Source organism: Gordonia mangrovi (assembly GCF_024734075.1).
Taxonomy (GTDB): Bacteria; Actinomycetota; Actinomycetes; order Mycobacteriales; family Mycobacteriaceae; genus Gordonia; species Gordonia mangrovi.
In genome coordinates this window covers 1476101-1496332 of sequence record NZ_CP102850.1, presented here as the reverse complement: position 1 = coordinate 1496332, position 20232 = coordinate 1476101, and the positions used below count along the sequence as shown (strand labels likewise).

The following is a 20232-nucleotide window of genomic DNA, read 5'->3' as shown; positions in this document are numbered from 1 at the left end:
TGTGGTCGGTGCGGGCGGCCCTCCGTGATGCTCGCGAGCTCGCACCTCGGGGTCCGGGGTTTCATTTTCGGATCAGCTCTCGCGGGAAGCTGGTGAAGGTCTCCACCCCGGTGGGGCTGACCCGCACCGATTCGGAAAGCTCGAAGCCGTAGTCTTCCATCCACATGCCGCAGACGATGTGGAAGGTCATGTTGGTCTCGAGGATGGTCTCGTCCTCGCTACGGATGCTGATGGTGCGTTCACCCCAATCCGGCGGATAGCCGATGCCGATCGAATAGCCCAGGCGCGAGGGCTTTTCCAGTCCGTACTTGGCGAGCGTCCAGTTCCAGGTGGAGGCGAGCTCACGGGTGGCAACCCCGGGACGGATGGCCTCGAGCACGTTGTTGAGACCCTCGGCGGTCGCCTTCGCCACGTAGTCGAGTTCATCGGTCGGCCGGCCCAGCGACACGGTCCGGGCCAGCGGGCAGTGGTAACGGTTGTGCGCACCGGTGAGCTCGATGACAACCGCCTCGTTCTCGACGAAGGTGCCCTGATGCCAGGTCAGGTGGGGGGTGTCGGCGGCGGCACCGGTCGGCATCATCGGCACGATGGACGGGTAGTCGCCGCCGAAGTCCGGAGTGCCGGTGATCTGCGCCTGCGAGATGGCTGCGGCCGCATCGCATTGCCGAACACCGACATCGATGGTCTCGATGGCGGCGCGCATCGCCTCCGAACACACCATGCCCGCCTGCCGCATCAGCTGGATCTCGGCGTCGGACTTGACCGACCGCACCCAGTTGACGAGCTCGAAGTTGTCCACCAGCTTCCACTCCGGAATCGCGTTGTAGAGCGCGCGATATGCCTTGGGGGAGAAGAAGTGCGAGTCCATCTCGAGGCCGACCGAACCGGCGCGGGAAGCCGGGGCGATCAGGTGACGCTGCCGCAGCGCCCACGCCACCCAGTCGAAGGCGTGGACATGCGGTCGGTGCACGTAGCTCTCCGGATAGCCGACGATCTGTTCGGCTGGGAGCCAGGTGGTGCGATGCGCGCCATGGGCATCCATCTCACGGGCGAAGAACACCACTTCGCCCTCGATCGGTACGAACAGCATCTGCGGGGTGTAGAACGACCACGCGTTGTACCCGATGAGATAGAAGATGTTGGCGGGATCGGTGACGATGATCGCCGAAAGGCCCTGCCGGTCCATGAGTTCACGGACACGGGTCAGGCGCTGTTCGTACTCGCTGTCGGTGAACAGCTGAGCGCCGAGGTACATCCGTGGTCTCCTGTCGGGTCATCCCCGGCCGCGTGGCGTCCGGTGGAATATGTTGCGTCAGCGGGTGATCGGCCGCGCTACATACTTTATGTCGAGAAACTCCTCGATGCCGAGTCGACCGCCCTCGCGGCCGAGGCCGGACTGCTTGATGCCGCCGAATGGGGCGGCCGGATTGGACACGAGTCCGGTGTTGACCCCGACCATGCCGACCTCGAGGGCGGCCGACAGTCGGTCGGCGCGATCGATGTCCTGGGTGTAGAGGTAGCCGACCAGGCCCCACGGGGTGTCGTTGGCCAGGCGCAGCACCTCGTCGTCGTCGGAGGTGGCATCGCCTACTGTGCTACCGAACGGGATGATCGCCGCGACCGGACCGAAGATCTCGGTGTGCATGAGGTCGGCGCCCGGGTCCACATCGGTCAGCACGGTCGGCGGGTAGAAGTGCCCAGGGCCGTCGGACACTGTTCCACCGCAGACGATCCGCGCCCCGCGCTCGACCGCATCGGACACCAGGGTGGTGACCTTGTCGGTGGCCTTCTCTTCGACGAGCGGCCCGACCTGGGTGCCGTCGGCAGCGCCGTCGCCGACGACCAGGCCACTCATCCGGGTGGCCAGCTTCTCGGTGAAGTCGTCGAGCACGTCGCGGTGGACGAAGATCCGGTTGGCCGCGGTGCACGCCTGACCCATGTTGCGCATCTTGGCGACCATCACGCCGTCGATGGCGCGGTCGACGTCGGCGTCGGCGCACACGATGAACGGTGCATTGCCGCCGAGTTCCATCGACGTCCGCATCACCGTCCCGGCCGCCTGGCCGAGCAGGATCTTGCCGACCTCGGTGGAGCCGGTGAAACTCACCTTGCGGGCCTGGCCCGAGGACATCCATTCACCCACCACGGCACCGGGGTCGGTGGTGGTCACCACATTGAGCACACCGTCGGGCAGACCCGCGTCACGCAGGATGTCGGTGAGCAGCAGCGCGGTCAGCGGGGTGAGTTCGGCGGGTTTGAACACCATCGTGCAGCCCGCGGCGACCGCGGGTCCGATCTTGCGGGTGCCCATGGCGAGCGGGAAGTTCCACGGGGTGATGAGGATGCACGGACCGACCGGCTGCTTGCTGACGATCACCCGGTTGTTGCCGTCGCCGGTGACCGTGTGATCGCCGCCGATACGCACGGCTTCCTCGGCGAACCAGCGGAAGAACTCGGCGCCGTAGGCGACCTCCCCCTTGGCCTCCGCGAACGGCTTGCCCATCTCGGCGGTCATCACCGCGGCGATCTCGTCGACGCGATCCATGATGAGCTGGTATGCGCGATACAGGATCTCGCTGCGTGAGCGCGGTGAGGTCGCGGCCCACGCGGCCTGGTGTTCGGCAGCGGCCTGCAGTGCACTGCGCGCGTCGTCGGCGTTGCCGTCGGCGACCACGGCCAATGGCTGCCCGGTGGCCGGGTTGTCCACGGTGAATGTGGCGCCGGCTGCCGCGGGCCGCCACTGACCGTCGATGAACAGATCGGTGTGGAGACGCGCGATGGCCTGCGACGCGTCCGTGGTGGGGATGGTGGCCGTCATGGTCACGCTCCTCTCGAATTGTCGGGGTCGGTGGATGCGGGATCGGATTCTGTCGACGGAAAAGCGGGTTCTGTCGGCGCTTCTGCGGGTTCCGTCGGCGGAGAAGCGGGTGCCGTCGGCGCGGGCTGGGTGAGGAGTTCGGCGAGGTGGATGCCGGTGGCATCGATCTCGGCGTCGGTGTCGGCGAGATGATCGACGGACATGGCGCAACTGAATCCGTCGGTGATGACCGGCCGATCCGGTGCCACGCGCAGTGCGGGCGCCAGCGCGTTCTCCGATACCGCGACGCTGACCTCGTAGTGCCCACGCTCGAAACCGAAGTTGCCCGCGACGCCGCAACACCCGTCGGCCGTGTGCACCTGCACGCCCAGCGATTCGAGCACCTTCGCCCCGGTCCGGGCTCCGAAGACGGCATATTCGTGGCAGTGCGTCTGCAGGGTCACCGACTCGGGCAGACCGGGCGGAGTCCAGCCCTGCTCGATGAGCCGGGGGAGGTAGTCGGCGAAACTGTGCACCCGCGCGGCGACGCGTCGGGCGGCGTCCTTGTCGACCAGTTCGGGTAGATCCTTGCGCAGTGCGGCGGCGCAACTCGGTTCGGGCAGCACGATCGGCCGGTCGGTGCCGTCGTCGAGCGCGTCGGCGGTGCGCGTCAGCACCTTCCGTGCGTGTTCGAGCTGACCGGTGGAGATCCAGGTCAGCGCGCAGCAGTTGTCGGCGCTGCAGCCGACGCGGTCACCGGTCGCACCGAGCACCTCGGCAGCGGCAGTCGCGACCTGCGGCCGAAACGCCTGGGTGAACGAGTCGACGAACAGAATCGTCTCGGTCGTCGACGTGACCGCCGGCAGCGCCTTCAGGTGGCGGCGCCGATCGCGGCGCCGCGCGAACCGGGGCATGCTCCGGCGTGGATCGAGGCCACCGGCGCGGGCGGCGATCCGTCGCAGCGGGCTGTCGAGACTCGCATTGAGGATCGGGGCCAACGCGCCGGCGATGCCGAGCCAGGCGGGCATCCAACCCAGCGAATAGTGCGACAGGGGACGTCGTCGTCCGGCGTAGTGGTGGTGCAGGAACTCGGCCTTGTAGGTGGCCATGTCGACGCCGGTCGGGCAGTCGGTGGAGCACGCCTTGCAGGACAGGCACAGGTCCAGTGCCTCGGCCACATCGGTTGACCGCCAACCGGAGTCGATGTCCGGGGCGGTGCGCACCATCTCCTGCAGCACCCGCGCACGTCCGCGGGTGGAATCCTTCTCGTCACCGGTGGCCCGGTAGCTCGGGCACATCACCCCGCCCGACGACGCGCGGCATCGTCCGACACCGATGCAGCCCTGCACAGCGTGCACGAACGGGTCGAGGAGTAGCTGCTGGCGGCCCGGGTCCGGGGTGGCCGCTTGTGTGGAGCCGGCCCCGTGGCCGAGGTCGAACATCGTCGGCCAGCGGCGCGCGGGCACCTCGGCGAGCGCGAGATCGTCGGTGATCGGGTCCGGGTCGACGATGGAGCCCGGGTTGAGCACCCCCTGCGGGTCCCAGATCCGTTTGAACTCCGCGAAGGCGTCGAGCATCGCCGGCGAGTACATCACCGGCAGCAGCGCCGAGCGCGCCCGGCCGTCACCGTGCTCGCCGGACAGCGAGCCGCCGTGCTCGACGACGAGACGCGCTGCCTCGGAACAGAACCGGTCCATCGTCGCGCGGCCCTCGGCGGAGCGCAGGTCGAACGTGATCCGCACATGCATGCACCCCGCGCCGAAGTGGCCGTACATCACCCCGGTGAGGTCGTGATGGTCGAGGAGCCCGGTGAAATCGTCGAGATAGTCGGCCAGACGCTCCGGCGCGACGGCCGCGTCCTCCCAGCCGGGCCATGATTCGTACCCGCTGTCGGCGCCGTCGTCATCGGGATCGGCCAGGCGCGAGGAGAGCCCGGCGCCGTCCTCGCGGACCCGCCAGAGCGACTTGCGCGCAACCGGATCGGGCACGGTGGTGCCGGCGATCATCCGCCCGCCGGCCCGGAGCTCGTCGAGCAACCGCTTGGCGGTGGCCGCCACATCGGTCTCGGAAAGCTGTGTGGCGCTGTGCTCATCGAGATCGATGAACAGCCACGCCGTGCAGTCTCGATCGGCGATGCCGGGCAAGGCGGCGACGGTGTCCCGACCACGTCGCGCAGCCATGGTGGCGACGATCTTGCGGTCGATGCCCTCCACCGCCGACGGCGCGTAGGGCAGGATCGTCGGGACATCGCGCGCCGCGTCGCTGACCGTCGGGTACCCGACGCACAGCAGCAACGGCGAGGTGGCCACCGGAACCAGACGCACCCGGGCCGCAACCACGATCGCGCACGTGCCCTCACTCCCGACGAGTGCCCGTGCCACGTCGAACCCGTTCTCCGGCAACATCTTCGATAGGTGGTAGCCGGACACCTGGCGCGGGATGGTCTCCAGGTCGGTGCGCAAGATCGCCAGGTTGCGTGCGGTCAGATCCCGCAACTGCGCGGTCAGCAGGTCGGCGCGTGCGGCGGCGTCGGTGTCGGAGGGGTCGGTCGCGCTGATCCCGGTACGGGTGGCGGTCAGGCGCAATCCGTCGGCGGTGACGAGGAAGAGTTCCTCGACGTGATCGGTGGTGCGGCCGTGCCGCACCGAGTGATTGCCGCAGGCGTCGTTGCCGATGGCGCCACCGAGCGTGGCCCGCGACGCCGACGACGGATCGGGTGCAAATGTGAGCCGGCCGTCGGTGACCGAGCGGGCGTGGGCCGCGAGTGTGGTGAGCACGATGCCGCTGTCGGCGACCGCGGTGGCCTCCTCGGCGTCCACCGCACGCACCTGGTGCATGTGGCGGGACAGGTCGATGACCACACCCCGCCCGATGGCGTTGCCGGCCATCGACGTACCGCCGCCGCGCGCGATGAGCGCGATGCCGTGGGCATGGCAGTACGCGGCGGTGCGCGCCACATCGCGATCGGTGTGCGGGAACACCACCGCCAGTGGGCGAATCCGGTAATTGGAAGCGTCGTAGGAATACTCGGCGAGCCGCCGCGGCGCGGTGTCGACCTCGACACCGAGCGCGGTGAGGTCGCCGGAAACGTCTAAGTCTCCGGCGCGAGCGGATCCCCTGGTGTCGACATCGGTCATCTCTGCCCGAGCGTATCGTCTGCGAACACATCGGACAGGGTGGTCGCGAACCGCTCCAGCCCCAGCGCGATCTCGTCCTCGGTCACCACCAGCGCAGGGATGAGGCGCACCACGTTTCCGGCCGGGCCGCAGGTCAGGGTGAGCAGCCCGTGGCGGGTGGTGGCCTGCTGCACCGCGGCGGCGGCAGCCGCATCGGGTACCGGGACGTCGCCGTCGCCGCGCGCGACGAACTCGATGCCCGCCATCAGTCCCAGGCCACGCACGTCGCCGATCGCGTCGAAACGTGCGGCGATGTCCTGCAATCCGCTGAGCAGCTGCATGCCGCGGACGCGTGCGTTCTCCACGAGGTTCTCATCGCGGATCACGTCGATGGTGGCGATGGCGGCCGCCGCGGCGACCGCGTTGCCGCCGTAGGTGCCGCCCTGGGACCCGGGCCAGGCCTTGCTCATCAGCTCGGTCGACGCGGCGATCGCCGAGATGGGGAAGCCCGACGCGAGGCCCTTGGCGGTGATCAGGATGTCGGGCGTGAGATCCGTCGCATGCTGATGTCCCCAGAACTTGCCGGTGCGACCGAAACCGGCCTGCACCTCGTCGAGGATGAACAGGATGCCGTGGCGATCGGCACGCTCGCGCAGACCCTCCAGGAACCGTGGCGGGGTGGGCAGGTATCCGCCGTCGCCGAGGACCGGCTCGATGAGGAACGCGGCGGTGTCATTGGGCGCCACCCGCGACTGCAGCAGGTAGTCGAGCTCACGCAACGCGAAGTCGACGGCGGCGTCGGTGTCCCAGCCGTAGCGGTAGGCGTAAGGGAACGGGGACATGTGCACACCCGACATGAGCGGGGAGAAGCCGGCCGAGAAGCGGGTGCCTGCGGTGGTCAGGCTGGCCGCGGCCACGGTGCGGCCGTGGAAGCCGCCCTGGAAGACGATGATGTTCGGGCGGGCGGTGGCCATGCGGGCCAGCCGGATGGCGGCCTCGACGGCTTCGGAACCGGAGTTGGCGTAGAACACCGAGTCGAGGCCGAGTGGCAGGACGCCGCCGAGCTTCTCGGTCAGTTCCAGCAGCGGCGGATGCATCACCGTCGTGTACTGGGCGTGGATGATCTTGGTGCACTGCTCCTGGGCGGCGGCGACCACGCGCGGGTGGCAGTGGCCGGTGCTGGTGACACCGATGCCGGTGGTGAAGTCGAGGTAGTCGTGGCCGTCGGTGCCATGAATCCAGGAGCCCTGCGCGTGGTCGACGACGACGGGCGTCGCCTGTTTCAGTGCGGGGCTCAGCGATGCGGTCTGGGCGGTCTGCATGGTTTCGGCAGTGACGGTCATGCGTACACGGTGACGGTCGATCGTCGGATTGTCAACAATTAGACATCGAGGCTGGTCGGGTCCGTCGTCGTCGAGGTTTCCGGCCGCAGTTTCAGGTTCTGGCTTGGGGTCGGAAGTGCGGCCAAAACCCGTAGCTGCGGCCGGAACGAGCGGCTCTGGTTACGGTGAGGCGTGGCCACACAACGACCGATCATCGCGATCCTGGGGGCCGACGGGGTCCCGGACCCGACCAACCTCGATGAGATCTCCGATCTCGCCACCATCCGGCCGTGTACCGCGCAGACCTTGCCGACGGCACTGACGGGCGCCGACGTCCTGCTGGTATGGGATTTCTTCTCCCGCGCCCTCAAGGACAACTGGGGTCCGGCGACCGCGGATCTGCGCTGGGTGCATGTGTGCGCGGCCGGGGTCGATTCGCTGCTGTTCGACGATCTGCGCTCCTCGCCGATCGTGGTCACCAACGCCGCGGGGGTGTTCGACCGCCCCATCGCCGAGTTCGTACTCGCATCGGTCCTCGCGCAGCACAAGCAACTGCACGTGTCCCGAAGGTTGCAGGACCAGCGGGTGTGGCAGCACCGCGAGACCACCCGTACCGAGGGCACATCGGCGTTGGTCATCGGAACCGGCGGCATCGGCCGGGCCACCGCACGTCTGCTCCGCGCCGTCGGCGTCGAGGTGACCGGGGCGGGGCGCACCGCGCGCGCCGACGACCCCGACTTCGGGACCGTCGTCCCCACTGTCGACCTGGCCGCCCACGTCGGTGACTTCGACACGGTGGTGGCCATCGCGCCGCTCACCTCCCAGACCGAACGGATGATCGACGCCACGGTGCTGCGGGCCATGCGTCCCGACGCACATCTCGTGAACGTGGGCCGCGGGCAGCTCGTCGACGAACCGGCCTTGATCGCGGCGCTGCAGCAGGGTGAGATCGGCGCGGCCTCCCTGGACGTGTTCACCGACGAACCGCTCGATCCGTCGAGTCCGTTCTGGGCGATGGACAACGTGGCCATCTCGGCACATATGAGCGGTGACGTGGTGGGGTGGCGTGATGTGCTCGCCGATCAGTTCCTCACCAATCTGCGTCGCTACCTCGAGACCGAGGGACACCTCGCGGACACATTGGGCAATGTGGTCGACAAAGATCGTGGATACGTCGTGAGCGCTACACGCACGGGCGGCGATAGTAGGCTGTAGCGCGATGACCATCGTGTATTTCGTGATCGCCGTGTTGGCGCTGGCCGGTGCGGTCGCCCTGTTGTGGCTCGACCGGCAGCGCTCGAGTGCCGTGCGGCACCGGCGAGCGGTGTGGGGGGACGCACACGAGTTCAAGTTCCGGGAGACGGACAATAAGCTGCGCAAGGTTTTTCACCGCGCGACGATGAATGTGCCGGACCGGGTCGCGGTGCAGGACGTCGCCTTCGGTCACTTCGGTGGCACCGAGGCGGTGGTCTTCGACCTGGCGGAGACGGCCACGGTGGTCGCGGTTCGGCGGGCGACGCCGTCGTCGGTGGTGGTCGACCTGCGGCATGAGGATGTGCTCGCACCCGCCGAGGAAGATGTCGAGTTGCTGGGTGCGATGGGTCCGCGCGTCATGTTCTCCAACAACCTCGACGTCGCACGCCGGGTGTGCGACCGGCGGATGGTGGCCCTGGCCAACAACGCCCCACCGTTCATCGAGGTGCTGTGGAACGAGGGCAACTGGGTCCTGGGATCGATGCCCTTGACCACCGAGGATGCCCAACTCGACACCGGACTCGAGGTGGTGCGGCGCTTCGCCGACCTGCTGCGAGTGCTCCCGCCGACCGTCGATCCCCAGGATGCGCCCGATCCCCGCGATCCCCACGGCCCCACGCGCGCCGAGTTGGCCGACGAGAAGACCGAGTCGATGCGGGACAAGCAGCGCCGCGCCCGATTGGCCGCCGCGTCCGACGAGCCGCCACCGGAGGAGGCCACGACCGCCGTGGGTGACGACGCCCCGCCGTCACCGACCCGGGCATGGAGCGCGGCACCGGAATCGGCGCCGGGACGTCGGATGCAGCCGATGCCGGTGCGCCCGCCGCAGCGTCCCTATGACATGCCGCCGGGCACACCGCCGCCGGCGGAGCGGCCCAACCGGCACCGCAAGGACTGAGCCGGTCGCCGACCGCCGGATATCCGACGCCACCGACATCCCACATCGACCTCGAGAAGCGAGCCTGACATGTCCTCGTCCGCCCCGAACAGCGTGAGTACCGATGATCGATCGCGGTTGGCGCAGTTGGTCACCGACCTCGCCGTGGTGCACGGGCGGGTGACGTTGTCGTCGGGCAAGGAAGCCGACTACTACGTCGATCTGCGTCGGGCGACCTTGCATCACGAGGCATCGCGTCTGATCGGCAGCCTGATGCGGGAGTTGACCGCCGACTGGGAGTACGACTCGGTGGGCGGACTGACCTTGGGGGCCGATCCGGTGGCGACCTCGATCATGCATGCCGCCGGCCGGCCGATCGATGCGTTCGTGGTGCGCAAGGCCACCAAGACCCACGGCATGCAGCGACGGATCGAGGGTCCCGACATCGCCGGGCGCAACGTCCTCGTCGTCGAGGACACCTCCACCACCGGTGCGTCCCCGTCGACGGCGGTGGAGGCGGCGCGCGAAGCCGGTGCGACAGTGATCGGGGTGGCCACCGTGGTGGACCGCGCCACCGGTGCCGATGAGGTGATCTCGGCGCTCGGTGTGCCGTATCGGTCGCTGCTCGGCCTCGGCGACCTCGGACTGGGTTAGGTGGAGCACCAACCCGCCGACGATCAGCCCGGACCCACCGAGTGGCAACCGCGGTCGATTCCGGCGGTGGGGGTGGGACCGTGGGCCGACGAGCATGACGATGCACCACCGGCCGATCCGCGCTACGACGCGCAGCTCCTCGCCGACGGGGACACCCGCAATGTCGTGGATTCCTACCGGTATTGGACGCGTGATGCGATCGTTGCCGACATCGACGCGCGCCGACACCCGTTTCATGTCGCGATCGAGAACTTCGCCCATGACGCCAACATCGGCACGGTGGTACGTACCGCCAACGCGTTCGCCGCGGCTGCTGTGCACATCGTCGGACGCCGGCGGTGGAACAGGCGTGGTGCGATGGTCACCGACCGCTATCAGCATCTGATGCACCATGATTCGGTCGCCGAGCTGATCGGATGGGCGCGCTCTGAGGGACTCGCGGTGGTGGCGGTGGACAACACGCCCGGGGCGCAGCGCCTCGAGACGGCCGACCTGCCCAGAGAGTGTGTGCTGTTGTTCGGACAGGAGGGTCCGGGTGTGAGTGAGGACGCCCATGCCCACGCCGATCTCACCGTGTCGATCGCCCAGTTCGGGTCCACCCGGAGCATCAATGCCGGTGTGGCAGCAGGTATTGCGATGCATGCGTGGGTGCGCCGGCATGCCGACTTGGATGTGGCGTGGTAGCGGTGGGCTGGTTTCGATACGCCCGTGCTCGCGGGCTCGCTCGGGCCACTCAACCAGCGGTTGAGTGATCGCCCGGGACAGCGGCGCTCATCCCCCGACCGGATGAGCGCCGCTGACCCGAAGGTCTTCAGCCGACGGTGATCTCGCGTTTGAGGATCTTGCCGGTTGGTCCGAGTGGCAGTGCGTCGACGATGCGCACCACGCGGGGGTACTTATAGGCGGCGACGCGCTCTTTGGCGAACTCGCTGATCTCGTCCTCGGTCACCGACATTCCCGGTTTGAGGGTGATCACCGCGGCGATTTCCTCGCCGTGCATCTGGCTGGGGATGCCGACGACGGCGGCGCTGCCGACGGCGGGGTGGGTGTAGAGGACTTCCTCGATCTCGCGGGGGTAGACGTTGTAGCCGCCGCGGATGATCATGTCCTTGGCGCGGTCGACGATGTAGTAGTAGCCGTCCTCGTCGCGGCGGCCGATGTCGCCGGTGCGGAACCAGCCGTTGTGCATCACCGAGTCGGTGGCGTTGGGGTTGTTGAAGTAGCCCTTCATCACGTTGTGGCCTTTGATGACGATCTCGCCGTCGCTGCCCTCGGGTACCTCGTTCCAGTCGGGGTCGACGAGTTTCAGTTCGACGCCCTCGATCGGCTGGCCCACCGAACCGGGCTTCCGGACCCGACCCGCGTGGTTGAAAGTGGCCGCGGCAGACGTCTCCGACAGCCCGTAGCCCTCCAGAATCGAGGCGCCGTAGGTCTCGTCGAATGCGGACAAGACCTCGACCGGCAACGCGGCACCCCCCGACACGCAGCGGGTGAGGCTCGAGGTGTTGAACTGCGCGTGGTCCGGGAACTGAGCCAAGGCCACGTACATCGTCGGGACACCCCCCATGTGGGTCACCTTGTCGCGCTCGATGATCTCCAGCGCGCGCCGCGGTTCGAAGCGCGGGAGGAGGGTGAGGGTGGCGCCGGTCAGGAAAGCGGTGTTCATCATCACGGTCTGACCGAACACGTGGAACAGCGGCAGTCCCCCGAACACGACATCGCCGGCTGCGAGACCGAGAAGTGTTTCTGCGGCGCAGGTCTCAGCATTCTTCGTCATATTCGAGTGCGTCAGTTCGGCACCTTTGGGGGCGCCGGTGGTGCCCGATGTGTAGAGGATCACCGCGGTGTCGTCGTCGGCTCGAGGGGTGGCCCGGGTGGCGGCGTGCGACAACACCTCATAGAGGAAGTTGCTCGGGTCGACCTCGACGAAGGTCACGCCGGCATCGGCGGCGCCCTTGGCAGCCTGCTCGGCGACGCCGTTCCAGGCGAAGAATGCCGTGGCGCCGCTGTCGGCGAGGACATGGGCGAACTCACGGGCCTTGTAGAGAGGATTCATCGGCACCACGACGCCGCCCGCCCAGAGGATGCCGTAGTAGATCACCGGCATGTGCAGCAGGTTGGGCATGGACACCGCCACCCGGTCACCGGGCGCGACCCCGAGGTCGCGCAGCCAACGCGCGGTGCGGGCTGCCAGCGACTTGATCTCGGCGTAGGTGATCTCGGTGTCGTCCATCCTGACGGCAACGGCGGCAGGATGCCGTTCCGTGGTGTGGCGCAGGTTGTCGATGAGGGTCATGGGCGGTCCTTCTCCTGGATCCGAGGAATCGACATTCGAAGGGTCGTCGCGCTTGCCGCGCGTCGACACGGTCAGCACCGGATCGCTGGCAACTTACAGTAATTACTGTAACATGCCGGTAATACTTCACGATCCGCTATTTTGTGCAATCGCGGTGTGACGTTTGCCTCATACGCCGCCAGTGCATTCGCGATATCCACTCAACCAGCGGGGGATGCCCCAGGCTCGCGGTTCGCTCGGGAAGCCGGCGCGGCGCTCACCCCTCGACGGGATGAGCGCCGCAACTCAAAGGCGGTCAGCTGACGGTGATCTCGCGTTTGAGGATCTTGCCGGTTGGTCCGAGTGGCAGTGCGTCGACGATGCGCACCACGCGGGGGTACTTGTAGGCGGCGACGCGCTCTTTGGCGAACTCGCTGATCTCGTCCTCGGTCACCGACATTCCCGGTTTGAGGGTGATCACAGCGGCGATTTCCTCGCCGTGCAGCTGGCTGGGGATGCCGACGACGGCGGCGCTGCCGACGGCGGGGTGGGTGTAGAGGACTTCCTCGATCTCGCGGGGGTAGACGTTGTAGCCGCCGCGGATGATCATGTCCTTGGCGCGGTCGACGATGTAGTAGTAGCCGTCCTCGTCGCGGCGGCCGATGTCGCCGGTGCGGAACCAGCCGTTGTGCATCACCGAGTCGGTGGCGTTGGGGTTGTTGAAGTAGCCCTTCATCACGTTGTGGCCTTTGATGACGATCTCGCCGTCGCTGCCCTCGGGTACCTCGTTCCAGTCGGGGTCGACGAGTTTCAGTTCGACGCCCTCGATCGGCTGGCCCACCGAACCGGGCTTGCGTTCGCGGTCGGCGTGGTTGAACGACGCCACCGGCGACGTCTCCGACAGCCCGTAGCCCTCGAGAACCATGGCGCCGTAGGTATCTTCGAAGGCGGACAAGACCTCGACCGGCAGCGCCGAGCCGCCCGATACGCACCGGGTGAGGCTCGACGTGTCGTACCGGTCACGGTCGGGGTACTGCGACAGTGCGACGAACATGGTCGGCACGCCACCCATGTGGGTGACCTTGTCGCGCTCGATGATCTCCAGCGCCCGCTGCGGATCGAAGCGGGGCAGCAGGGTCAGGGTGGCGCCGGTGAGCACCGCGGCGTTCATCATGCAGGTCTGTCCGAAGACGTGGAACAGCGGCAGGCCACCGAACACCATGTCGCCGGCGGACAATCCGATCAGCCGGTCGTCGGCACACACCTCGGCGTTGCGCACCATGTTCGCGTGGGTCAGCTCGGCGCCCTTCGGTGCTCCGGTGGTGCCGGAGGTATAGAGGATCACCGCGGTGTCGTCGTCGTCACGCGCGGTGGGACGGGCCGTCGCATGAGCGGCGATCTGCCCGACGAAGGTGGCGGGGTCGACCTCGATGAACTGCACACCGGCCTCGGCGGCGCCCTTGGCGGCCTGCTCGGCGACGCCGTTCCAGGCGAAGAACGCCGTGGCACCGCTGTCGGACAGCACGTGGGCGAATTCCCGGTCCTTGTAGAGCGGGTTCATCGGCACGACGACGCCACCGGCCCACAGGATTCCGTAGTACAGCACCGGCATGTGCGGGATGTTCGGCAGCGACACCGCCACCCGGTCACCGGGTTTCACGCCGAGATCGCGCAGCCACTGTGCGGTCTTGGCGGCCAGGCCGCTGAGCTGGGCGTAGGTGATCTCGGTGTCGTCCAGTTTGATCGCGACAACATCGGGGTGATCTTCGGCGGTATGACGCAGGTTGTTCGTGAGGTTCATGGGGAAGGTCCTTTCGAAGGTCAGTGAGCGGTGCGTTCGGCGGCGCGGGCGAGGCCGTCGGCCAGCGTCTGCACCATGCGGCCGGTGATGGCGGTGGAGCCCGGCAGCAGAGTGCGGTACTGCGCCTCCCAGGTGATGGTGCTGCCGCCGCCCGGCTCGGCCTCGACGTCGACGAAGCTGTGGTACCGCTTCATGCCGGGGGCGCCCTTGGCGGTGTACTCCATCCGTCGGGGGGCCTCGGCCGCGACGATCTGCTCGTGGACCGTCATGCCGGCCGGCCCGCCGCTGAGCTTGCGGATGAGCCCGACGCCGTTGTCGTCTCCCGCACTGAGCACCTCGGACCGCTTGAACGGCGTCCAGTCGAACATCGACGCGTGATCGGTGAGCACCGCCCACACCTGTTCGGGGGTGGCCGAGGTCCGCGCGACGGCGCTCACCCGCTTGAGCGGTGGCCGCTTCTCGGTGAAACCGAGCTCGAGCAGACCCAACGGATCGACCGGACGACGCTTGCCCTTGCTCCCGTGCCAGAGCAACTCGATCGAGAAGCCCAGGGGGTCATTGACATACGAGGCGTACCAGAACTTGTCCACCACGGTGCCCTTGGTGGTGTTCGGCTCGATGCCGTGCGGCCGGCCCTTCTCCACGAGGGCGTCCAGCGACGCCCGATCGGGCAGTCCGAGTGCGATGTTGAGGATGCCGATGTCGCTGATGTGGTAGCCGGTCGGCCACGGCTTGCCGATCGGATCGAGGTACTGCACCACCTCGAGGAACGCGTCGCCGCTACGGACGACGAAGGACTCACGCGTGGAACCGTCGAGGCTCCAGAGCTTTTCGTGCTCGGTGTCGTGCAGGGCGAGGTCCACCTCGGGCAGCCCCATCACGTCCACCCAGGTGCGGCGGGCCTCGGCGAGGTCGGGCACCGACAAGGTGACGAAACGGGCGACGGCGGGGGAGTCCGGCCGGGCGCCCATGCCCTCGACGCGCGGGTCGTCTTCCATGAGTTCGAGCAGGATGCCGTCCGGGTCCTTGACGCAGACCCGGCGCGACCCGAGTATGCCCATCGGTTCGGTCAGCGGCGTCACGTTGCGGCGGGCCAGCGCCGCCAGCGTGGCATCGAAGTCGGCGACGTGGAATCCGACTGTGGTGTAACCGATGTCATTGGGTCGCCAGTCGGCAGGAACCGGCTTCGGGTGCGGCTTGGAGAATTCGAACAGTTCCATCTGGAAGCCGGGGGTGCCGTCGAGCATCCACCAGCAGACGCTGGTGGCGCCGGGAACATTCTGCACGTCCTCGGAACCGAGCAGCGGGACGAACGCGTGGGTGCCGCCGGACTCGGTGAAGCCGAAGATGTCGCGGTACCAACGCTGACTGTGCTGGATGTCGCGGACGCTGAGCGCGATCTGGACGAGGGGAAGTGACGTGGTCATGATGGTGTGTCCTCAGGCAAGGGATTTCGCGGCCGAGGCGATGCGCTCGGCGTTGGGCAATGCCGCGTATTCCAGATGCGGCGCGAACGGGATGGTCTGGTCGACCGCAACTCGCGCGTAGCGCGCGGAGGTGCCGGATTCCAAGAGCAGAGCGGCGATCTCGCCGGTCAGCCCGCCACGGCTGTAGTCCTCGTCGGCGACGACGACGCGGCCGGTGCGGCCGACGTGGGAGACGATCGCCTCGGTGTCGAGCGGGGCGAGGGTGCGCAGGTCGAGCACGGTCGCCTCGATGCCGTCGGCGGCGAGCTGGTCGGCGGCCTCGAGGCAGCGGTGTACACCGATGCCGACCGACACCAGGGTGATGTCACCACCCTCGCGGCGAGTTGCGGCCTGTCCGAACGGGATCGGGGTCACCACGTCGTCGACGTCGCCGATGGCGCCGGCCCTGGGCTGGACGGGGGTCAGGTCGAGCGTGTCGCGCTGGTCGCCGCCGAGGTAGTCCAGGATCTGCTGGTCGAGCAGCTTGGGGGTGAGGAAGACGGTGAAATCGTCGCTCTGCACGGCCGACAGCATCAGCCCGGCGGCGTCGGCCGGGGTGGACGGCACCACGACCTCGGTGGACGGATAGGACGCGAGGCTGCCCCAGAAGGTCTGCTCGTGCTGGCCGCCGTCGGCGTACCAGCCGCCGACACCGGCGCGCAGCACCATCGGGATGTTCCAGCGGCCGCCGGAGAAGTCCTTGAACTTGGAGCCGGCGTTGGCGATGGCCGACCAGCCGACCATGCCGAAGTCGATCATGTAGAGCTCGACCACCGGGCGCAGGCCGGCCATGGCGGCGCCGATCCCGGCGTACATGAAGCCCTGCTCGGAGATCGGGGTGTCGCGCACCCGCTCCACGCCGAAGCGGCTCTGCAGCACGCGGCGCAGGATCTCGACGTCCTCACCCCAGGTGACCACCGAGGGGTCGGCGGCCATGGCCTGGCCGAGGGCGTGATCGACGGCTTCGTCATAGCGCATGATGGTCATCGGGTTCCTCCTGTGGTGACGCCGAAGCCGATGCGCTTGCCGACGCGCGTACGGGCTGCGGTGATGGCGGCGAGCACGTCGGCTCGTTCCTGGGCTTCGATGGTGGCGGCGGCGTCCGCGTCGACCAGACTGCGGCCGCGGCGGACCGGGTCCTTGCGGTTGTTGACAACCATGTCGCGGGCGAAGCGGCCACTGCGCTTGCCGACGCCGATCATGGCGCGCACCTTCTCGCCGGTGGTGCCGCCCTCGGCGTTGGTGAGACCGCCCTGCAGTTCGGGCAGCCACACCGACAGTTGCTTCTTGGGGTCGCGCAGCAGACCCACCAGCGGGTCACCCTCGAGGTGTCCATTGGGGCGGTGGCAGGTCACATACAGGAACCCGGGGCCCTTGCCCGCGCGTGCGCGGTCGATGAGTTTGCCTGCGGCCCGGTGCACATCGCGCACCTTGTGGCCGGCAGCCGTCTCGACGGCGAGACCGAATCCCTTGGCACGTTGCACCGGACTGCCGGCGGTCTGATCGCTGGAGTAGGTGGTGATGCCCCACTTGTTGTCCTTGCAGACGAACACCACCGGCAGGTTCCAGGCGACGGCCATGTTGTAGGCCTCCATCATCATGCCCTGGTTCATTGCGGCCTCACCGTGGAAGGTGACCGCGACGTTGCCCGGGTTGGCGCGGGTGTGCGCGATGGCCTGTCCGACGGCGAGCGGCCCGCCCGCGCCGACGATGCCGTCGGCGCCGGCATTGCAGTCGGGATCGAAGATGTGCATGTGCCCGGCCATGCCGCGCGCGATGCCCTCGTCGGAACCGAGGACCTCGAGCATCAGCGGTTCGAGATCGATGCCGCGACCGACGAACGGACCGGTGTTGCGGTGATCGAGGGCGAGGGTGTCGGCGTCGTTGAGGTGCGCGAGGACACCGGCGTTGATGCCCTCCTCGCCCTGGGCCGAGTGGTACTCACCCGGCACCAGGCCGTCCTTCCAGGCTTCGACGAATGCCTCGTCCACCAGCCGCATCCGGACCATCATCCGGTAGATACGGGCGGCGTCCATCCGGGTGGTGCTCATCGGTGACCTCCGAAGATCGTGTTGTGTGTCATGGGGTTTCCTGTTCGGTGCGAGGGCAAGCGGTCGTTCAGATGAGGCCTTCGCGGCGTGCCCACGCCTTCTGGCGCGCCATGCCCTCTTCATAGGAGACGACGGGTTTGAAGCCGAGTACGTCGCGGGCCTTCGCGTTGGAGACGACGACGTGGCGGTTGAACATGTGCATCAGGGCCGGACCGAGTTCGCTCTTGACCCCGAGGCGGCGCTGCAGCTTGCCGACCACACCGAGCGCGGGTGCAGCCACCTTGATCGGCAGGGTGGTCACCTTGCCGCCGGGGACCCACGAGGCCAGCTCGCCGAAGTACTCGGCGCAGGTGCGGATCGATTCCTCGCCGACGTTGAAGATCTGGCCCTCGACCGACGCGCCATCGGCGGCCAGCAGCAGCACCATCGCGTCGACGAAGTTGTCGATGTAGATCACGTCGAAGACGCCGGATCCGCCCTCGGGCAGCAGCATCTGGTTCTTCTTGATCATCGCGAGCGGTTCGCGAATCCACACCGAGCCCGGGCCGTAGACGTCGGCGGGACGCACGATGACGGTCTCCATGCCGCGTTTGGCGTTGGCGAGCACCGTGAGCTCGGAGTTGGTCTTCGTATCGGTGTAGGTGCTGATCCCGCCGGTGACCCGGGTCGGGTGGTCCTCGGTGACGTGATCGGGGTAGTCCCAGCCGTACGCGGCGATCGAGCTGAGGTGCACGAAGCGGCCGACGCCCGCGTCCACTGCCGCGTCGATGACCTTCTTGGTGCCCAGCACGTTGACCTCCCATGCCTGTTCGACGGGGGCGACGGTGCTGACGATGGCGGCGGTGTGGATCACAGCGTCGACGCCCTCGAGTGCATGTGCCCAGGTCGACGGGTCGGTGGTGCTGCCGGCGATGATCCCCTCGGCGGGGTCGGCGACCAGGTCGACGCCGGTGACCGTGGCGCCGAGTTCACGCAGCCGGGCCGCGAGTGTGCGGCCGATGAAACCACCGGCTCCGGTGATGAAGACCGAACCGGGAACGGTGGGGTTGGGACGGGCGTCCGACATGGTGACCTCCGGGTGGATGCGGGTGCGAGGTGTGGGTCATCACTGAGTGTTGTCAGTAATTACTGTCACAACACAGTAAGGTGAGTCACATAGCACTGTCAAGTGTTGTTCAAGGCGCTACTGGGCAATGGCACCAGGAGGTGATTTCATAGGAGAGGTGACGACCAACAACGCCATCGAGGCCTCCTTCACCATCACCGAGCTCGAGAAGGTCGCCGAGGTGCCCGCACGGACGATCCGCTATTACCAGTCCGAGGGCCTGTTGCCGCGTCCGTCCCGCCGAGGCGGGCAGGCGGTGTACGGGCCGCAGCACCTCGAGCGATTGCGATCGATCGCCGCGTTGCAGGGACGTGGGTTGCGACTCCAGACCATCAAGGCGGTACTCGGCAACACCGGGGAGCCGACCTCGGAGGTGGTGGACCTACTGGGGCCCTCGATCGCCGGGGCGGCCTGGCTGGCGACATCGGAACGTGAGCTCGATGAGGGGGAACTCGCCGACCTGCTCGGCGATGCGTACCCCGACCGGGTGGCCGACCTGGTGTCCACGGGCTACCTCGAGCGTCGGCAGGGCGCCGACGGTCGCAAGGTGTGGTTTGCGCCGAGTGTCCCGCAGTTGCGCGGCGCGCTGGAGATGGCCGCCATCGGAACGGATCTGGAACTGAGTCGGTGGTCGGCCGACGAGATGCGGGTGGTCCTGCGGGATCTGTCTGAACGTCTGGTGGCGAAGTGGATCACCGAGGCCGGCAAGATCTATCACGGCACCGCGAGTCGGGCCGAGTTCGAGCAGAACCTGGAACGTATCCGGGCCGTGGCGTGGCAGTCGGCGGCGCATGTGATGGCCGAGGAGATCGGGTCGGCAGTGCACCGCACCGACGAGATCCGGGAGCGGCTCGCGGCCGGTGACATCACGCCGTAAGCGCTGCCCGGTGGTTGTCGGACCTGCTCAGTCGCGGCGGAACATCTCGATGAGCCGGTTCGCCGAATCGAGTGCGAGCACGCGGCCGCGCCGGGCAAGCCGTCGGGTCGGTGACGGCGGGGTGGGCGGTGTGATCGTCAGCGTGTCGCCCACCCGGATCCGGCCTGCTGTCGTCACGTCGGCGTAGACCCCGAGATACCGATCGGCGGTGCCGGCCACCGCGCGGGTCAGCGCGGCCTCCACCGGGAGATCCTCGTGGGCGCGACTGGGCACCACGCAGCGCACCGTCCGCATCACCACACGCAACCGTGCGCCGCCGACGTCGAGGGCGGTGTCCGGCCACGCCGACTCCGGTAGAACGTCGGCGGGTGGGCCGCCGGCCAGCACGACGTTCGGTCGGAACCGCCTGGCCTCGAGGTGATCGACACCCATCGCGGTCGCGATGGTCGACAGGCTCGTCTCGGTGATCAGGTGCACCGGACACAGATCGACGAAACTGCCCGGCGGGGTGGCATTACGGGTCAGCGTCGCCAGTGCGCGGGCATTCATGTCGGAGACCTTCGGCAGTTTCTCGTCGGGCCGGATACCGAGGTCGCGGGCGAGGGCATCGGGGGTCAACGAGCTCATCCGCTCTCCG

16 protein-coding genes are annotated in these 20232 nt (G+C 67.9%); 5 read left to right on the top strand and 11 right to left on the bottom strand.

The genetic code is table 11. The features are described 5' to 3' along the window. Positions 1–61 precede the first annotated feature (61 nt). From NWF22_RS06865 to NWF22_RS06850, 4 genes are read right to left on the bottom strand one after another with little or no spacing between them, the layout of a single operon-like run. Positions 62–1255: a M24 family metallopeptidase gene (locus tag NWF22_RS06865; protein WP_160900013.1), complete on the bottom strand. Its 1194-nt coding sequence runs from the start codon at positions 1253–1255 to the stop codon at positions 62–64. A gap of 57 nt (positions 1256–1312) precedes the next feature. After that, entirely contained in the window at positions 1313–2818 is a 1506-nt protein-coding gene (locus tag NWF22_RS06860) for an NAD-dependent succinate-semialdehyde dehydrogenase (RefSeq protein ID WP_160900014.1), read from the bottom strand. Between the two features lie 2 nt (positions 2819–2820). Continuing rightward, positions 2821–5934 carry an FAD-binding and (Fe-S)-binding domain-containing protein gene (locus tag NWF22_RS06855; protein ID WP_160900015.1) on the bottom strand — a complete coding sequence of 1038 codons (3114 nt, stop codon included), beginning with the start codon at positions 5932–5934 and terminating at the stop codon, positions 2821–2823. Further along, positions 5931–7256, bottom strand: a complete 1326-nt coding sequence (locus NWF22_RS06850; protein WP_160900016.1) for an aspartate aminotransferase family protein — start codon at positions 7254–7256, stop codon at positions 5931–5933. Before NWF22_RS06850 ends, NWF22_RS06855 begins: the two co-directional genes overlap by 4 nt. Before the next feature lie 171 nt (positions 7257–7427). Here NWF22_RS06850 and NWF22_RS06845 point away from each other — a divergent pair, with 171 nt between their 5' ends. The 4 genes from NWF22_RS06845 (at position 7428) to NWF22_RS06830 (ending at position 10704) form a co-directional block, all read left to right on the top strand. Continuing rightward, positions 7428–8450: a D-2-hydroxyacid dehydrogenase gene (locus tag NWF22_RS06845; RefSeq protein WP_160900017.1), complete on the top strand. Its 1023-nt coding sequence runs from the start codon at positions 7428–7430 to the stop codon at positions 8448–8450. A 4-nt stretch (positions 8451–8454) separates the two neighbouring features. After that, the gene (locus tag NWF22_RS06840; RefSeq protein WP_160900018.1) at positions 8455–9387 is read left to right on the top strand and encodes a TtfA family protein; all 933 of its coding nucleotides are present in this window, start codon (positions 8455–8457) and stop codon (positions 9385–9387) included. 69 nt (positions 9388–9456) lie between these two features. After that, positions 9457–10020 (top strand): orotate phosphoribosyltransferase, encoded by a 564-nt coding sequence (gene pyrE / locus NWF22_RS06835; protein ID WP_160900019.1) that lies wholly within the window; start codon positions 9457–9459, stop codon positions 10018–10020. Further along, on the top strand, positions 10021–10704 hold the full coding sequence (locus NWF22_RS06830) for a TrmH family RNA methyltransferase (RefSeq protein WP_160900020.1): 684 nt from the start codon (positions 10021–10023) through the stop codon (positions 10702–10704). It begins immediately after the preceding gene. Positions 10705–10831: 127 nt separating this feature from the next. On the opposite strand, the gene NWF22_RS06825 is transcribed toward NWF22_RS06830, so the two are convergent. The 6 genes from NWF22_RS06825 to NWF22_RS06800 form a co-directional block, all read right to left on the bottom strand. After that, positions 10832–12316, bottom strand: a complete 1485-nt coding sequence (locus NWF22_RS06825) for a long-chain-fatty-acid--CoA ligase (protein WP_160900021.1) — start codon at positions 12314–12316, stop codon at positions 10832–10834. Positions 12317–12611: 295 nt separating this feature from the next. Continuing rightward, positions 12612–14096 (bottom strand): long-chain-fatty-acid--CoA ligase, encoded by a 1485-nt coding sequence (locus NWF22_RS06820; RefSeq protein WP_160900022.1) that lies wholly within the window; start codon positions 14094–14096, stop codon positions 12612–12614. Positions 14097–14116: 20 nt separating this feature from the next. After that, positions 14117–15523 (bottom strand): SRPBCC family protein, encoded by a 1407-nt coding sequence (locus tag NWF22_RS06815; protein WP_160900023.1) that lies wholly within the window; start codon positions 15521–15523, stop codon positions 14117–14119. 12 nt (positions 15524–15535) lie between these two features. Then, positions 15536–16549: an alpha-ketoacid dehydrogenase subunit beta gene (locus NWF22_RS06810; protein WP_160900024.1), complete on the bottom strand. Its 1014-nt coding sequence runs from the start codon at positions 16547–16549 to the stop codon at positions 15536–15538. Next, positions 16546–17613 (bottom strand): thiamine pyrophosphate-dependent dehydrogenase E1 component subunit alpha, encoded by a 1068-nt coding sequence (locus NWF22_RS06805; RefSeq protein ID WP_160900025.1) that lies wholly within the window; start codon positions 17611–17613, stop codon positions 16546–16548. The genes NWF22_RS06810 and NWF22_RS06805 overlap by 4 nt, the downstream gene beginning before the upstream one ends. A 67-nt stretch (positions 17614–17680) precedes the next feature. Further along, on the bottom strand, positions 17681–18679 hold the full coding sequence (locus NWF22_RS06800) for an NAD-dependent epimerase/dehydratase family protein (protein ID WP_160900026.1): 999 nt from the start codon (positions 18677–18679) through the stop codon (positions 17681–17683). Positions 18680–18836: 157 nt separating this feature from the next. Between NWF22_RS06800 and NWF22_RS06795 the strand changes: the two genes are divergently transcribed. After that, complete coding sequence (locus NWF22_RS06795; RefSeq protein WP_258321348.1) at positions 18837–19595, top strand: MerR family transcriptional regulator; 759 nt, start codon at positions 18837–18839, stop codon at positions 19593–19595. Positions 19596–19622: 27 nt separating this feature from the next. Here the strand turns inward: NWF22_RS06795 and NWF22_RS06790 are convergent, their stop codons facing one another. Continuing rightward, complete coding sequence (locus tag NWF22_RS06790; RefSeq protein WP_160900027.1) at positions 19623–20222, bottom strand: MOSC domain-containing protein; 600 nt, start codon at positions 20220–20222, stop codon at positions 19623–19625. Between the last annotated feature and the right edge of the window lie 10 nt (positions 20223–20232).

Bases quoted from the DNA above. Each gene is read 5' to 3' on its own strand.
- NWF22_RS06855 (WP_160900015.1), bottom strand. From the start codon at position 5,934: ATGACCGATGTCGACACCAGGGGATCCGCTCGCGCCGGAGACTTAGAC.
- NWF22_RS06860 (WP_160900014.1), bottom strand. From the start codon at position 2,818: ATGACGGCCACCATCCCCACCACGGACGCGTCGCAGGCCATCGCGCGT.
- NWF22_RS06850 (WP_160900016.1), bottom strand. From the start codon at position 7,256: ATGACCGTCACTGCCGAAACCATGCAGACCGCCCAGACCGCATCGCTG.
- NWF22_RS06825 (WP_160900021.1), bottom strand. From the start codon at position 12,316: ATGACCCTCATCGACAACCTGCGCCACACCACGGAACGGCATCCTGCC.
- NWF22_RS06865 (WP_160900013.1), bottom strand. From the start codon at position 1,255: ATGTACCTCGGCGCTCAGCTGTTCACCGACAGCGAGTACGAACAGCGC.
- NWF22_RS06815 (WP_160900023.1), bottom strand. From the start codon at position 15,523: ATGACCACGTCACTTCCCCTCGTCCAGATCGCGCTCAGCGTCCGCGAC.
- NWF22_RS06840 (WP_160900018.1), top strand. From the start codon at position 8,455: ATGACCATCGTGTATTTCGTGATCGCCGTGTTGGCGCTGGCCGGTGCG.
- NWF22_RS06790 (WP_160900027.1), bottom strand. From the start codon at position 20,222: ATGAGCTCGTTGACCCCCGATGCCCTCGCCCGCGACCTCGGTATCCGG.
- NWF22_RS06805 (WP_160900025.1), bottom strand. From the start codon at position 17,613: ATGAGCACCACCCGGATGGACGCCGCCCGTATCTACCGGATGATGGTC.
- NWF22_RS06820 (WP_160900022.1), bottom strand. From the start codon at position 14,096: ATGAACCTCACGAACAACCTGCGTCATACCGCCGAAGATCACCCCGAT.
- NWF22_RS06800 (WP_160900026.1), bottom strand. From the start codon at position 18,679: ATGTCGGACGCCCGTCCCAACCCCACCGTTCCCGGTTCGGTCTTCATC.
- NWF22_RS06810 (WP_160900024.1), bottom strand. From the start codon at position 16,549: ATGACCATCATGCGCTATGACGAAGCCGTCGATCACGCCCTCGGCCAG.
- pyrE (WP_160900019.1), top strand. From the start codon at position 9,457: ATGTCCTCGTCCGCCCCGAACAGCGTGAGTACCGATGATCGATCGCGG.